Genomic DNA, 14,633 nt, shown 5'->3' with positions numbered 1-14,633 from the left:
CGGTTCCGACGACGCAACCGCGAGGAGGCAATCCCGTGACCACCACGGAGAAGCGCCCGTACGACCCGCTCGACATCTCCACCCAGGCGTTCTGGGCCCAGACCCCCGACGCCCGCGAGGAGCGGTTCGCCGAGCTGCGCCGCGAGCGCCCGCTGTCCTGGCACCCGCCGGCCGAGACCGACCTGCTGCCCGACCCCGACGCCCCCGGGTTCTGGGCGCTGGTCACCCACGCCGACATCCAGGCCGTCAGCCGCGACGCCGAGACCTTCGCCTCCGGCCAGCAGTACGGCGGCGTCATGCTGGAGGACGCGCCGGAGGACGTCCTCGAGGCAGCGCACTCCATCCTCGCGATGGACGCGCCGCGCCACCACCGGCTGCGCAAGGTCATCAGCTCGGTGTTCACGCCGCGTCGGGTCCGCCAGATCGAGGAGCAGATCGCCGAGCAGGCCCGTCTGATCGTCGACGACCTCCTGGCCCGGCCCGGCCCGGCCGACTTCGTGTCGGCCGTCTCCGCCCGCCTCCCGATGTGGACGATCTCGCAGATGATCGGCATCCCGCAGGAGAGGCGGCAGGAGGTCGCCGACGCGGCCAACGCCATGGTCGGGTGGAACGACCCCGACTACGTCGGCGACGGCGACGCGATGGCCGTGCTGCTCAACGGGCTGATGACCCTGCACACCACCTGCTTCGAGCTGTCCGCGGCACGCCGCGAGACGCCCGAGGACGACCTCATGACGGCGCTGGTCCAGGCCGAGGTCGACGGGGACGCGCTCACCGACGAGGAGATCGCGGCGTTCTTCGTGCTGCTGTGCGTCGCGGGCAACGACACCACCCGGCAGACCTCCAGCCACGCCATCCTCGCGCTGGACCGCAACCCGGACCAGAAGCGGCTGCTGACCGAGGAGTTCGACGACCGGATCAAGCCCGCCGTCGAGGAGTTCGTCCGCTGGGCCAGCCCGGTGCTGACCTTCCGGCGCACCGCGACCCGCGACACCGAGATCCGCGGGCAGCGGATCGCCGAGGGCGAGCGGGTCGTGCTCTTCTACCACTCCGGCAACCGCGACGAGTCCGTCTTCACCGACCCGCACGTCTTCGACATCACCCGCGCCGAGAACCCGCACGTCGGCTTCGGCGGCGGCGGCCCGCACTTCTGCCTGGGTCACCACCTGGCCAAGACCCAGCTGCGCGCGCTGTTCCACCAGCTCCTCACCCGGGTCCCGGACCTGTCGGTGGGCGAGCCGGAGTTCCTGACCGGGAACTTCATCAACGGCATCAAGCGGCTACCGGTGACGTTCGGGACGGCGTCGTGAAGCTCGGTCTGGCGCTGGGCTACTGGGGCGCCGGGCCGCCGCCCGGAACGGTGGAGAAGGTCGACGCCGCCGAGGACCTCGGCTTCGACTCGATGTGGACGGCCGAGGCGTACGGCTCGGACGCGTTCACCCCGCTGTCCTGGCTCGGCTCCCGCACCACGCGGATGCGCCTGGGCACCTCGGTCGTGCAGATGTCCGCGCGCACCCCGACCGCGACGGCGATGGCCGCCATGACGCTGGACCACCTCTCCGGCGGCCGGATGGTGCTGGGCATCGGCGCGTCCGGGCCACAGGTCGTCGAGGGCTGGTACGGGCAGCCGTACCCGAAGCCGCTCGCCCGCACCCGGGAGTACGTCCGGATCCTGCGCGCCGCGATCGCGCGGGAGAATGTGCTCTCCGACGGCCCGCACCACCCGATCCCGTACCCGGGCGGCACCGGGCTGGGCAAGCCGCTGCGCTCGACGCTGCACCCGTACCGGACCGACCTGCCGATCCTGCTCGCCGCCGAGGGCCCGAAGAACGTCGCGCTGGCCGCCGAGATCGCCGACGGCTGGCAGCCGCTGTTCTACGCACCCCGGAACGACGCGCACTACCGCGAGTCCCTCGACGCCGGGTTCGCCGCCCGCGGCGGGCGCCCGGACGGCTTCGAGGTCGTCTGCATGGTGCAGGTCGTCGTCGACGACGACGTCGAGGCCGCCGCGGACCGGATCCGCCCGTTCCTCGCGCTCTACGTCGGCGGGATGGGCGCCAGGGGCGCGAACTTCCACTACGAGGTCTTCGCCCGCATGGGCTACGAGCAGGAGTGCGCCCGTATCCAGGAGCTCTACCTCGCCGGTGACAAGGACGCGGCCGCGAAGGCCGTCCCGACCTCGATGGTCGAGCAGGTGGCACTCATCGGTCCGACGGCGAAGATCGCCGAGGAGCTGCCGGTGTTCCGCGACTCGCTGATCACGACGATGGTCGTGGACGGCGCACCCGACCACCTGCGCACGATCCGCGACCTGGTCGGCTGAGGCCCCGGGGCCGTCCCACCCGCACGGATGCGGTGGGACGGCCCCGGATCACCGTGCGGCGAGGTAGGCGGGCCAGCTGCCGTGCTCGGTGACGTCCCGGGCCCCGGGCGTCGCCGTCGTGCAGACGATCCCGGCGACCGGATCGCCGTCGTCGAGCAGGACCCGGCCCCGCGCGAGCGGCGCGGGCAGCACCAGGCCCGCGGGGGCCGCGGCGGGCAGGTCGAACACCTCCACCTCGATCGCCGCACCGCCCGCGCCGACCCGGAGCAGCCCGCCGCGCGGGACGTCACCGTCGAGGGCGAGCAGCCGGTACTCCGGCGCGGTCACCCGCACCGCCCGGAACCGGGCCCCGAGGGCGAGCAGCTCGTGGTGCAGCGGCTGGCCCCGCCGGTGCGCGGCGACGACCGCGAACCCCCCGGTCAGCACGGCACCTCCGAGACGTGTGCTGCCACGATCCGCCAGGCGCCGCCGAGCCGCGCCCAGGTCTGGGTCTGCCGGCCCTCCCTCGCGCCGTCCGGGTAGCCGAACCGTGTGCTGACGACGGCCGCGTCGCTCCCGAGGGCGAGGACCGTCGTGCCGGACAGCGTCCGCCCGGCCGGGACCCCGGGGTTCGCCCGGCGCCACGCGTCGATCTGGGCGCCGCCCTGCTGGCGGTCGGCGACGCCGTAGCGGACGCAGCGGTCGTCGTCCCAGAACAGCTCGGTGAGGACGGCGACGTCGGCGTCGCGCAGCGCCCGCTCGTACCGGTCGAACACCGCCCGCACCTGCGCGACGACGTCGGGCCGGTCGAGCTCGTCGGCCGTGGTGACCGTGCCGCGGGTCATGCCGTGGCCGGGCGGGGTCCGCCGACGGCGTCGGGGCCCTCGGTCGTGGCCGGGGCCGCGGCCGGCCGAGCCGGCCGCGGCTCCGCCGGGGCGACCGGCGCGGCGGGCTCCGGCGCGACGGCCTGCCGGGCGGTGGCGCCACGTCGGGTGCCCCACCCGAACGCGGCCAGCACGATCGCCGCGAACAGGTAGCCGAGCGCGATCTGCCCACCCACGTTCCAGCCGACGGCCTCGGCGTGCATCAGCCCGAGGAACCCGAGCACCGCCCCGGCGGCGGAGTACGCGGCCGCGGCGAAGAAGTTCTTGTCGATGACGAACGCGGTGATCGAGCCGAGCACCAGACCGGCGAGGATCGCGCCACCGCCGAGCAGCACGGTGCCGTGGTAGACCAGCCCGGCCCCGGCGAGTGCCTCCTCGCCGACCCGGGCCGCGGTCGTCCCCGCGGCCGACAGCGCGTTGTTCATCAGCCCGGTGGCCCAGGCCGCGATGTTCGGGACGATCGCGATGACGACGGCGACGGCGTGGCGGCGCGGGGTCTCCTGAAACGCCTGGGCACCGATCAGCAGGCCGATGTAGAGCAGGATCGGCACGATCGCCGGGGTCGGCAGCAGCGCTCCGAGCAGCGCGAACAGCCCGAGGAAGCACATCAGGGAGATGAACACCCCGGACGCCAGCGAGTACGTCGTCCGGCCGCCGGCCGCCTTCCAACCCGGGTGTCCGATGTAGACCGCGGGCGGGAACGGGCAGCCCATCGCGGCACCGACGACGGCGCCGGCGCCGTCCGCGGCGAGCACCGCGCGCATGTTGTACTCGTCGCCTGCGACGGCCGCGGACTCGCTGTTCGTCATGCCCTCGGTGAAGTTGTAGATGCCCAGCGGGATCGCCGTGGCGAGCAGCGGGGCGACGTCGGCGAGCCCGGCACCGAGCCGGGCGAGGTCGACGGTCGGGAGGCTGATCGCGACGTCGCCGGCGGCGGAGACGACGTCGGGCACCGACATGTACCCGCCGACCCAGCCGATCGCGGTGCCGACGAGCAGCGCTGCCAGCCCCACCGGGATGTTCCCGGGCAGCTTCAGGTCGGTGAAGAACCCGATCAGGATGATCACCATGACCGGCAGCGCGATCCACAGGGCCTCGAACATCTGCGCGGCCGGGCGCATCGAGATGAACGCGATCGAGACGCCGGCGAGCGTGCCGAGCATCGCGGCCTGCGGGGTGAACCGCCGGATCCACGGCCCGACGAACGCGCCGAGCAGCACGATCAGCCCGATGATGAACGACCAGGCGAGACCGGCCGCCCACGCGGTGAGCGGGTTCCCGGTGGCCAGCGCGATCGGCAGCATGATCACGAAGACGACGATGAACATGTGCGGCACGGACGGGCCGTAGGGCATGGCGCAGACGTCCGTGCGGCCCTCGCGGTGGGCCAGCCGGCGGGCGAGGTAGGTGTAGTAGACGTTGCCGATCAGCAGCTGGACGCCGAGCGCCGGGAGGATCACCCCGAACACCTCGGCGCCGGGGATGTTCACCACCCCGATGCACAGCCCGGTCAGGGTCAGCACGTTGACCAGCGTGTTGAACCCGAGCCCGAAGAACGCGTTGGTGTCCCCCGCGACCCACCATGAGAGCCTCATCGGCTGGGGTGCGGTATCCGTCGTGGTCATGCCACGGCATCCCTGGTCAGTGCGGTGAGCAGGGCGGACGAGGGCGCGACCCAGCCGAAGATGCCGCCCTGGGCGGCCACCATCTCCAGTGCGACGCGGTGGAACTCGGGGAAGTAGGAGCCGGTGCAGTCCGAGAGCACGAGGCACTCGTGGCCCCGGTCGTTGGCCTCCCGGACGGTCGTCTGCACACAGACCTCGGTGGTCACGCCGGCCACGACCAGGCTGGTGATGCCGCGGGACCGCAGCTCGGCGCCGAAGGTGGTGCCGTGGAACGAGCCCTTGCCGGGTTTGTCGATCACGAGCTCGCCGGGCTCGGGCCTCAGCTCGTCGATGATGTCGTGGCCGTACTCGCCGCGGACCAGGATGCGGCCCTTGGGCCCCGGGTCGCCGATGCGCAGGCTCGGCTCGCCGCGGTTGAGCTTGGCGGGCGGGCAGTCGCTGAGGTCCGGGACGTGGCCCTCGCGGGTGTGGATCACGGTCATGCCCAGCGCGCGGACGACGCGCAGGACCTCCTGCAGCGGCGGGATGACGCTGCGCAGCAACGACACGTCGTTGCCCAGGGTCTCGCCGAAGCCCCCGGGCTCGCAGAAGTCCCGCTGCATGTCGATGATCAGCAGGGCGGTGGTCGCGGGGTCGAAGGTGAAGGCGCCGGGGTCGGCGTCGACCGAGATCACGAGTCACTCCAGGTGGTCGCCTCGACGACGGCGTCGGACGACCCGACGGCCCCGAACACCCCGCCCTGCATGGTCACCATGTGCAGGGCGGCGTCGTGGTTGACGGGGTCGGTGGCGCCGGTGCAGTCGGCGAGGATCAGGCACTCGTAGCCGCGGTCGTTCGCCTCGCGCACGGTGGTGTGCACGCAGACGTCGGTGGTGATGCCGGTCAGCAGGATGTGGGTGATCCCGTTGGAGCGGAGGACCAGGTCGAGCTGCGTGGCGTAGAACGCGCCCTTGCCGGGCTTGTCGATCAGCACCTCGCCGGGTACCGGGGCGACCTCCGGCACGATCTCCCAGCCGGGTTCGCCGCGGACGAGGATCCGCCCGGCCGGTCCGGGGCTGCCGATCTCCGCCCCGATCCGCCGCGACCGCCAGCGCTTGTTCGCAGGCAGGTCGGACAGGTCCGCGGCGTGTCCCTCCCGGGTGTGGACGACGAGCATCCCGGTCTCGCGGGCGTGCGCCAGCAGCCGGGCGGTCGGGGCGAGGCCCTGTCGGGTGAGCCCGATGTCGTAGCCCATCCGGTCGACGTAACCGCCGGGCCCACAGAAGTCGACCTGCCAGTCGATGCAGATCAGCGCGGTGCGGGCGGCGGGGACGGTGCCGTCGTAGGGCCAGGGGTAGGGACGGGCGGCGACCGGCCCGATGGTGGCGGTGCGGGTCGCGGTGTCGGGTGCGGTGTCGGGTGCGTCGGTCGTCATGGCGCCTCCGGTTCCGGTGGTCGGTGCGGGCAGAGGGGACGGGCACGGTGCGGGCGGTCTCATCGCGGCGGCCCGAGCAGCGCAGCCGCGGCGTGCAGCAGCCGGGCCTCGGAGAAGGCGGGGCCGAGCAGGGTGACCCCGAACGGCCGCCCGTCGTCGGTGGTCCCGGCGGGCACCGCGACGGCGGAGAGGTCCAGCAGGTTGGTGGCCTGGGTGTAGCGGCCCAGGACGAGGTTGCGCATGACCGGCTCGGCCGCCAGCTCCGCCCGGGTGAACGTCGTCGGCACGGTCGGGAGCAGCAGGACGTCCGCGGTCGCGAACAGCCGGGCGACCTCGGCGCGCAGCTCCTGCAGCCGGTACCGGGCGCGGAACGCCTCGACGGCGGAGAACCGGGCGCCCGCCTCGATCACCGCGCGGGTCACCGGCAGCACGGCGTCGCGGTGGGTGTCGAGGACGTCGGCGAGGACGGCGAGCCGCTCGGCCACCCACGGCCCGCCGTAGAGCAGGTCCCCGGCCTCGCGCAGGGCCGCGGTGGGTGTGCCGACGGTGCCCGCCCGGGCGGCGACGGTCGCGGCGACCCGGGCGAAGGCGTCGGCGAACCCGGTGTCGACCGTCCCGTCACCGCGGTCGAGATCCAGGTCCTCCGGCAGCGCGACGACGACCGGGCGGGCGCCGGGGGCCTCCGGCGGGGCGGCCCGGGACCACGGGTCGTCCGGGTCCGGCCCGGCCAGCACCGCGAGCACCTCGGCGGCCCCGGTGAGGTCGCGGGTGAACACGCTGACGCAGTCGAGCGACCGGCAGGCGGGCAGCATCCCGGCCGTGCCGACCAGGCCGCGGGTGGGCTTGAGCCCGACGACGCCGTTCAGCGCGGCGGGCACCCGCCCGGAACCGGCGGTGTCGGTGCCCAGCGCGACCGGCACCAATCCGGCCGCGACGGCGACGGCGCTGCCCGAGCTGGACCCGCCGGAGATCAGGTCGCCGCCGAAGACGCTCTCCGGCGCCCCGTAGGGCGAGCGGCCCCCGTTCAGACCGGTGGCGAACTGGTCCAGGTTGGTCTTCCCGACGACGATCGCGCCCGCCGCGCGCAGCCGCCGGACCGCGGTGGCGTCGGCGTCGGGGGTGCGGGTGAACGCCGGGCAGGCGGCGGTGGTGGGGAGCCCGACGGCGTCGATGTTGTCCTTCACCGCCACCGGCACGCCCCACAGCGGGTGGCCGGCCGGGTCGAGCCCCTCCAGCTCACGGGCCCGCCGGTGCAGCTCGTCGACCGGGGTGCGGGAGATCCAGACGTGGTCGTCGCCGCGGGCGTCGATCCTGGCGGTCAGCTCCGCGACGACGTCCGCGGGCCGGAGGGCGCCGGAGGCGTAGCCGGCACGGAGGCCGGACACCGTCGCCGAGGGGCTGGACAGCAGCTGCATTCCGTCGATTGTCGACAGTTTAGTGTCACCTCGAGGTGTCCGAGGTAACAGCTGCGTGACGTCTGCTACTGCTCGTGCAGCTCGGGGCCGAGGTAGGCGCGGCCCCCGTGGTGGGCCAGCGCGTCGAGCACAGCCGCCCGGTCCCCGGCCACGACCGCCTCGTACAGCCGGCAGTGCCGTCGCGCCCCCTCGGCCGGGGAGCGCTGCTCGGCCTCCCGGCGCATGTTGGTCGCCATGTACAGCTGCAGCTGCAGGATGACCGGCTCGAAGACCCGGACGAGGTGCCGGTGCCCGGCCAGTCCGACCAGGGCCAGGTGGAACTCGCGGTGTGCCTCGGCGCGGTCGACCGCGGCGCCCTCGCCGTCGTCGGCCGCGGCGCGTTCGATCCGTTCGGTGGCCCGCTGGAGGCGGGCGAGCCGAGCCGGGTCCCGGCGCCCGCTCCCGGCGAACATCTCGTCCACGGCGAACCGCTCCAGCGCGTCGCGCAGCCCGAACAGCTCGGTCATGTCCCGGGCCGAGAGTTCGCAGACCCGAACCCCGCGCCGCGGGAGGTGCTCGACGAGTCCCTGCTCGCCGAGCTGACGCAGCGCCTCGCGCACCGGCGCCCGGCTGATGCCGAACCGGCGGGTCAGCTGCTCCTCGACCAGCCGCTCCCCCGGCGCGAACACACCCCGCAGGATGTCCCGGCGGATCCGGTCGAGCGCCAGCTCCACCAGGCTCGGGGAACCGAGCTCCTCGAGCGGGGCCTCCGAGCTCACCGGGACGACTCCTGGGGACGACGGGACGGGAGGGTGACCCCACCAGCCTGTCAGATCCGGGTCGGTGCGAGTCGCCCCGGTCGTGCTCAGTACCGGATGAGCCCGCGGATGTTGCGCCCGGAACGCATGTCCTCGTAGCCATCGTTGACCTGGTCGAGGGTGTACTCCTTGGTGATCAGCTCACGCAGCTTGAGCTGTCCCAGATTGTGCATCTCCAGCAGCCGCGGGATGTCGAACTGCGCCGCGGAGCTGCCGAACAGCGCGCCGCGGATCTGCTTCTCGTAGAGCGTGAGGTCGAGCAGCGACAGCGACGCCGTCTCCTCCTCGGCCCGGGCCAGCGCGGTGACGACGACCCGGCCGCGCTTGCCGACCAGCTGCAGCGCGGGCTGCAGGTCCTCACCCATCGCGACGCCGGTGCACAGGATCGCCGCCTCGGCCATCTGCCCGCGGGTCACCTCGCTGACGATCTCCCAGGCCTCGTCGATGCTCGCGGCGACGTGCGTGGCGCCCAGCTCGCGGGAGCGTTCCCGCTTGTGCTCGACCGGGTCGACGGCCACGACGTACCGGCACCCGGCCGCGCGGGCGCCCTGCACCGCGTTCGCGCCGATGCCGCCGATGCCGACGACCACGGCGGTGTCCCCGGCCCGCAGGTCCGCGGTGCGGACCGAGGAGCCGAAGCCGGTGGTGACGCCGCAGCCGACCAGCGCCGCCAGGTCGAGCGGGAAGCCCTCGTCGATCTTCACGGCGGACTTCACCGGGACGACGGTGTGCCGGGCGAACGTGCCGAGCAGACACATCTGGCCCAGGTCCTCGCCGCGGGCGTGGAACCGGTAGGTGCCGTCGAGCTGCGGGCCGAGGGTGGCTCCGGCGCCGTCGTTGCAGAGGTTCGGCTGGCCCTTGGAGCAGTACGGGCAGCGCCCGCAGGAGGGCAGGAAGGTCATCACGACCGGGTCGCCGACCTCGAGCTCGGTGACACCCGGGCCGACCTCGATGACCCGGCCGGCGCCCTCGTGGCCGCCGACCATCGGCAGGACCGCGGGCAGGTCACCGGTCACGAGGTGTTCGTCGGAGTGGCACAGCCCCGATGCGGTCAGCTCGACCATCACCTCGCCGGCGTTCGGGGAGTCGAGCTCGACCTCCTCGATCTCCCACTTGCCACCGGGTTCCCACAGCACCGCTGCCGTCGTACGCATGGTGGTGGATCCTGGTCGCGCCGAGACCTCCGGCACACCCGTCGTCCGCGCCAGCGCTGGCCCCCGGGTGCCAGGGGAGGTCCTCAGGCGCCGGCGAGCGGGAGGGTGAGCCGGGCGACGAGGCCACCGCCCTCGCGCGGCAGCAGGCTCAGCTCACCGTCCATCGCGGACGCGAGCGCCTCCGCGATCCACAGGCCCAGCCCGGCCGTGCCGCGGCGCTCCCCCAGCGCGACGTCCTTGGCCGTCACGACGCCCTCCTGGCCCGCGGGCAGGCCGGGACCGCGGTCCCGGACCTCGGCGGTGAGCACGGCGCCGTCGTGGGACAGGTGCAGCTCCACGACCTCGCCGCCCGAGTGCCGGGCGGCGTTCTCGGCCAGGTTGGTGAGCATCCGGCGCAGCCGCTGCGGGTCGCAGTGGACCGCGGCCCCGGCCGGTTCGACGACCGGGTGTCGCCGGTGGGCGGCGATCCCGGCGGCGTCGAGCACGGCGTCGGCGAGCTCGGCGAGCGCGACGCGGCGGGGCCGGTCGCGCCCGAGCGGGCTGCCGTCGGCGACGGCCAGGTCGGCCAGCCCGTCGAGCATGTCCTGGAGGTGGGCGGCGTGGTCGGCGAGCAGCCGCGACGCACGCCGGGCCGCGTCACCGTCGAGCCTGCCCGCCGCGAGGTCCGACGACAGCGCGGTCAGCGAGGCGACCGGGGTCCGGAACTCGTGCAGCACGACGCGGGCACCGTCGAGCCGGGCCCGGCTCTGGGACACGATCCGGTCCCGCAGTGCACGCTCGGACAGGTAGCGCTCGTGTTCGTTCTCCGCGCGGGCCCGGGTGGTCGCGATGTCGGCCAGCTGGTGTTCCAGTAGCCGCACCTGCACCCCGGTGAGCACGGCGGTCGCGAACAGGAAGCCGGTCCACCACAGCCCGGCCAGGAGCGCGTCGGCGACGGCGACGCGCGGCCCGGACCCGAGCAGGACCGCGACGGTGTAGCCGGCACCGAGCCCGAGCGCGGCGAACCGCGCGACGCGCGGCCCCCCACGCAACGCGATCGCGATGACGACCAGCGGCAGCGCCCCCACCATCGGACTCGCGACGCCGCCGGTGAAGCCGCAGGCGAGCACGCTGAGCACGCCGTCGAGCCCGGTCAACACGGCCGGGGGCACCGGCAGTCGCCCCCGCACCAGCGAGACGACGCCGAGCACCGCCGCGTACACCGTGCTCAGCCCGACCAGCACCGCGGCGACGACCGGCCGCTCGCCGGTCAGGTCCGGGCGGCTCACGACCAGGCCCACGGCGGCGAGCACCACGCAGAGCCGCAGCACGACGGCCTGGCGTTCCTCCCGGGTGCGTCCGGGGAGCTCACCGGGGTGCGCGGTCACGGTCGGGACCTCTCGGACGGGGACGCGGGTCGGGGCCACATTAGGCTCGGGGCATGCCGCCCGCGCCGACAGCGCCGCACGTCGTCGTCATCGTCGACGACCACGCCCTGTTCGCGCAGGGGCTCGCCCTGTTGCTGGAGTCCCGCGCCGGGGACACCTTCCGGGTCGCGGGCTCCACCACGGCCGGGGAGGAGGCCGTCGCGCTGGTCGGGCGGCACCGGGCCGGGATCGCGATCGTCGACCTCGCGCTGCCGCCGCTGGGCGGGGTGGAGACGATCCGCCGGATCAAGGCCGCCTACCCCGCCACCCGGGTGCTGGCGCTGTCGGGCACCGAGGACCTGGACCTGGCCGCGGCCGCGATGCGCGCCGGCGCCGACGGCTACCTGGGCAAGTCCGCCGACCCGGAGGTGCTGGTCGCCCCGCTGCTGTCGATCGCGGCCGGCGTGCGGGTGCTGCGCGCGGAGCTGCTCGACGCGCTGCTCGTCGCGGCCGACCGCACCGCCGACGGCCTGCTCGACCGGCTCGGTGAGCGCGACGTCGAGCTGTGGACGCTGCTGGCCCGGGGCCTGGAGACCGCCGACATCGCGCGCCCGATGCTGGTCAGCGAGCGCACCGCCAAGCGCATGATCGCCTCGCTGCTGCACAAGCTGGGCGCGGCCAACCGGATCGAGGCGGCCGCGCTCGCCGGGCGCTGCGGGCTGCTCGACGAGCACCCGGCCGGGCGCTGAGGGGCGGCGCGGCCCGGGCGGGCCAACCCTGGCCCGGTGATCGGCTGCGCGCCCCCGACCACACCGGACACACTCGCCGCGACGCACCGGGCGACCCCACGTCCGGCCCCCATCCCGCGAGGAGGCGCTGATGGCCGTGTTCGCCGACGAGGCCGAGGTCTACGAGTACCTGGGCGGGGTGTTCCGGATCGGCATGGCCGACCCGGACCTGGTCGCGAAGCTGCAGCCGTCGGGCGTCGTCCTGCGGATCACCTACACCAACCCGGACGCGGTGCTCACCGTGGACATGCCGAACTCGGAGATCCACACCGGCGCCGGGCAGGGCCCCGACCCGAACATCGAGCTGTTCATGTCCGCCGACACCGGCAACCGGTTCTGGCTGGGCAAGGTCATCCTCCCGGTCGCGCTGGCCAAGGGCGACGTCCGCGCCAAGGGCCCGGTCTCGAAGGTCCTCAAGCTGCTGCCGATCGCCAAGCAGCTCTTCGGCCCGTACAAGGCCAAGCTCCAGGCCGAGGGCCGGGAGGACCTGCTCAAGGCCTGACCACGATCGGGTGAAGACCCCCCGGCCGTCCGGCCCGCCGCGACGGCGCCCGGCGAGACTGGGGGCCGACCCACCCGACGGAGGCGCCGGCGATGGACGACATCTGGCTGGACGTGCAGGCCTGGCAGCCGCTGCGGGGTGTGCTGCACCGGATGACCGAGATCCAGTGCGACGCACCCGACCCGCTGCCCGACGGCTTCGACGAGTGGCACGACTGGGCCGAGGCCTGCCTGCTCGAGGTCGCGCTGCGCGACGGCTGGCAGCACGGGCGCTACGCGTACACGATCCAGGAGCGGGACGCGACCGGCCATCCCGTCCGTGAGATCGGCAAGGACATCTGGGACTACGAGGAGCCGGCTCGCGAGCCGACCGGCTGACCACCGGCGCCGGGCCGCTACCGTCGCCGGGAACCATTCGCGTGACGAGGAGGTCCACGGTGACACGGGGCAGGGGTCCGCTGGCCGGACTGAAGGTGATCGAGCTGGCCGGGATCGGGCCGGGGCCGCACGCGGCGATGATCCTGGGCGACCTCGGGGCGGACGTCGTCCGCATCGACCGGCCGTCGGGCGGGCTGAAGCTCGGGTCCGACTCGGTACCCGACCCGACGGCACGCGGCCGCCGATCGGTCACCGCGGACCTGAAGGACCCGGCTGGCAGGGAGACCGTGCTCCGGCTGGTCGAGTCCGCCGACGTCCTGCTGGAGGGCTACCGGCCAGGCGTCACCGAGCGCCTCGGCGTCGGCCCCGAGGACTGCCACGCCCGCAACCCGCGCCTGGTCTACGGCCGGATGACCGGCTGGGGCCAGGACGGCCCGATGGCGCCGCGCGCCGGGCACGACCTGAACTACATCTCGCTGACCGGCGCGCTGCACGCCATCGGCCGCGCCGGGGAACGCCCGGTCCCACCGCTGAACCTGGTCGGTGACTTCGGCGGCGGCTCCATGCTGCTCGTCGTCGGCGTGCTGGCCGCGCTCTGGGAGGCGAAGGCCTCCGGGCAGGGCCAGGTCGTCGACGCCGCCATGGTCGACGGCGTCAGCGTCCTCAACCAGATGTTCTGGGGCTTCCTGGCCCAGGACGCCTGGGTCGACGAGCGCGGCTCGAACCTGCTCGACGGGCACGCCCCGTTCTACGACACCTACACCTGCGCCGACGGCGGCCACATGGCCGTCGGGGCCCTGGAGCCGCAGTTCTACGCCCAGCTCATCGTCGGGCTCGGGCTCACCGAGGACGAGCTGGGCCCGCAGTACGACCGCGCCGGCTGGCCCGCCATGCGGGCCCGGTTCACCGAGGTGTTCGCCTCCAAGCCCCGCGACGAGTGGGCCGCGGTCTTCGAGGGCACCGACGCGTGCACCACCCCGGTGCTGTCGTTCGCCGAGGCCCGCGAGAACGCGCACCTGACCGCGCGCGGCACCATCGTCACCTCCGACGGCGTGCCCCAGGCCGCACCGGCGCCGCGGTTCTCCCGCACGGTCACCGAGACCGCCGGTCGCGGCACCGGCCCGGAGGGCGTCGAGGACGTCCTGCGCGACTGGGCCTGACCCCGTACACGACGACGCCCCCGGTTCCGCAGGGAACCGGGGGCGTCGTCGTGTCAGGCGCTGATCAGGCGATCAGTCGGTCTCCTCGTCCGCGACCAGCAGGTTGCGGGTGCGGTTCGGGTCCACCGGGATGCCCGGCCCGGTGGTGGTGGAGACGGTGATCTTCTTGACGTAGCGGCCCTTGGCGGCCGACGGCTTGAGCCGCAGGATCTCGTCGTAGGCGGCGCCGTAGTTCTCCACCAGCTTCTCGGTGTCGAACGAGGCCTTGCCGATGACGAGGTGCAGGTTAGCCTGCTTGTCGACCCGGAAGTTGACCTTGCCGCCCTTGATCTCGTTGATGGCCTTCGTGACGTCCGGCGTCACGGTGCCCGTCTTCGGGTTCGGCATCAGGCCACGCGGGCCGAGGATGCGGGCGATGCGGCCGACCTTGGCCATCTGGTCCGGGGTCGCGATGGCGGCGTCGAAGTCGAGCCACCCGCCCTGGATCCGCTCGATGAGGTCCTCGGCGCCCACGGCGTCGGCGCCGACGGCCTCGGCCTCGGCGGCCTTGTCGCCGGTGGCGAACACGATGACCCGGGCGGTCTTGCCGGTACCGTGCGGCAGGTTCACGGTGCCGCGGACCATCTGGTCCGCCTTACGGGGGTCGACGCCCAGCCGCATCGCGACCTCGACGGTCGCGTCGGTGTTCTTGCTGGACGTCTCCTGGGCCAGCTTCGCTGCGGCGAGCGGCGAGTAGAGGCGGTCCGCGTCGATCTTCGCGGCGGCCTCACGATAGGCGTTGCTGCGCTGTGCCATCTGTCCTCGTCTCCTCTGAGGTCAGGTCGTGGTAGGAGCCGCGCCCGGCTCTCCCACGCGTACGGGTGGTGTGG

General features: G+C 73.9%; 16 protein-coding genes. 6 read left to right on the top strand and 10 right to left on the bottom strand.

All coding sequences use genetic code 11. The features are described from left to right. Nucleotides 1-35: 35 nt before the first annotated feature. On the top strand, nt 36-1,310 hold the full coding sequence (locus XF36_RS01040; protein WP_060710529.1) for a cytochrome P450: 1,275 nt from the start codon (nt 36-38) through the stop codon (nt 1,308-1,310). Continuing rightward, complete coding sequence (locus tag XF36_RS01035; protein ID WP_060710528.1) at nt 1,307-2,323, top strand: LLM class F420-dependent oxidoreductase; 1,017 nt, start codon at nt 1,307-1,309, stop codon at nt 2,321-2,323. The genes XF36_RS01040 and XF36_RS01035 overlap by 4 nt, the downstream gene beginning before the upstream one ends. Before the next feature lie 48 nt (nt 2,324-2,371). Here the strand turns inward: XF36_RS01035 and XF36_RS01030 are convergent, their stop codons facing one another. The 9 genes from XF36_RS01030 to XF36_RS00990 form a co-directional block, all read right to left on the bottom strand. After that, on the bottom strand, nt 2,372-2,749 hold the full coding sequence (locus XF36_RS01030; protein ID WP_060710527.1) for an allophanate hydrolase-related protein: 378 nt from the start codon (nt 2,747-2,749) through the stop codon (nt 2,372-2,374). Continuing rightward, on the bottom strand, nt 2,743-3,147 hold the full coding sequence (locus XF36_RS01025; RefSeq protein ID WP_060710526.1) for an AtzH-like domain-containing protein: 405 nt from the start codon (nt 3,145-3,147) through the stop codon (nt 2,743-2,745). Before XF36_RS01025 ends, XF36_RS01030 begins: the two co-directional genes overlap by 7 nt. Continuing rightward, nucleotides 3,144-4,781, bottom strand: a complete 1,638-nt coding sequence (locus XF36_RS01020; protein WP_238589059.1) for a regulator — start codon at nt 4,779-4,781, stop codon at nt 3,144-3,146. The genes XF36_RS01025 and XF36_RS01020 overlap by 4 nt, the downstream gene beginning before the upstream one ends. A gap of 26 nt (nt 4,782-4,807) precedes the next feature. Continuing rightward, nucleotides 4,808-5,485, bottom strand: coding sequence for a cysteine hydrolase family protein (locus tag XF36_RS01015; protein WP_060710524.1), 678 nt, complete (start codon nt 5,483-5,485; stop codon nt 4,808-4,810). Continuing rightward, on the bottom strand, nt 5,482-6,225 hold the full coding sequence (locus tag XF36_RS01010; RefSeq protein ID WP_193393997.1) for a cysteine hydrolase family protein: 744 nt from the start codon (nt 6,223-6,225) through the stop codon (nt 5,482-5,484). Before XF36_RS01010 ends, XF36_RS01015 begins: the two co-directional genes overlap by 4 nt. Before the next feature lie 59 nt (nt 6,226-6,284). Then, entirely contained in the window at nt 6,285-7,640 is a 1,356-nt protein-coding gene (locus tag XF36_RS01005; RefSeq protein WP_060710523.1) for an allophanate hydrolase, read from the bottom strand. A gap of 65 nt (nt 7,641-7,705) precedes the next feature. Beyond that, nucleotides 7,706-8,398: a GntR family transcriptional regulator gene (locus XF36_RS01000; RefSeq protein ID WP_060710522.1), complete on the bottom strand. Its 693-nt coding sequence runs from the start codon at nt 8,396-8,398 to the stop codon at nt 7,706-7,708. Nucleotides 8,399-8,484: 86 nt separating this feature from the next. Continuing rightward, nucleotides 8,485-9,591: an NDMA-dependent alcohol dehydrogenase gene (locus XF36_RS00995; protein WP_060710521.1), complete on the bottom strand. Its 1,107-nt coding sequence runs from the start codon at nt 9,589-9,591 to the stop codon at nt 8,485-8,487. An 83-nt stretch (nt 9,592-9,674) separates the two neighbouring features. After that, nucleotides 9,675-10,958, bottom strand: a complete 1,284-nt coding sequence (locus XF36_RS00990; RefSeq protein ID WP_060714319.1) for a sensor histidine kinase — start codon at nt 10,956-10,958, stop codon at nt 9,675-9,677. Between the two features lie 53 nt (nt 10,959-11,011). Between XF36_RS00990 and XF36_RS00985 the strand changes: the two genes are divergently transcribed. The 4 genes from XF36_RS00985 to XF36_RS00970 all read left to right on the top strand — a co-directional run bounded on the left by XF36_RS00985 (nt 11,012) and on the right by XF36_RS00970 (nt 13,764). Next, nucleotides 11,012-11,686, top strand: coding sequence for a response regulator (locus XF36_RS00985; RefSeq protein WP_060710520.1), 675 nt, complete (start codon nt 11,012-11,014; stop codon nt 11,684-11,686). Between the two features lie 130 nt (nt 11,687-11,816). Further along, a complete protein-coding gene (locus tag XF36_RS00980) occupies nt 11,817-12,227 on the top strand; it encodes a sterol carrier protein (protein ID WP_060710519.1) in 411 nt (136 codons plus the stop codon). Between the two features lie 92 nt (nt 12,228-12,319). Continuing rightward, the gene (locus XF36_RS00975; protein WP_060710518.1) at nt 12,320-12,604 is read left to right on the top strand and encodes a hypothetical protein; all 285 of its coding nucleotides are present in this window, start codon (nt 12,320-12,322) and stop codon (nt 12,602-12,604) included. Nucleotides 12,605-12,663: 59 nt separating this feature from the next. Further along, nucleotides 12,664-13,764 (top strand): CaiB/BaiF CoA transferase family protein, encoded by a 1,101-nt coding sequence (locus XF36_RS00970; RefSeq protein WP_060710517.1) that lies wholly within the window; start codon nt 12,664-12,666, stop codon nt 13,762-13,764. 72 nt (nt 13,765-13,836) lie between these two features. Here the strand turns inward: XF36_RS00970 and rplA are convergent, their stop codons facing one another. Continuing rightward, the gene (rplA, locus tag XF36_RS00965; RefSeq protein ID WP_060710516.1) at nt 13,837-14,559 is read right to left on the bottom strand and encodes a 50S ribosomal protein L1; all 723 of its coding nucleotides are present in this window, start codon (nt 14,557-14,559) and stop codon (nt 13,837-13,839) included. Nucleotides 14,560-14,633 lie beyond the last annotated feature (74 nt).

The sequence above is a fragment of the Pseudonocardia sp. HH130629-09 genome (genome assembly GCF_001294645.1).
Classification (GTDB): Bacteria; Actinomycetota; Actinomycetes; order Mycobacteriales; family Pseudonocardiaceae; genus Pseudonocardia.
The sequence above is the reverse complement of the archived record's forward strand: the minus strand, read 5'-3'. Positions and strand labels throughout refer to the sequence as shown.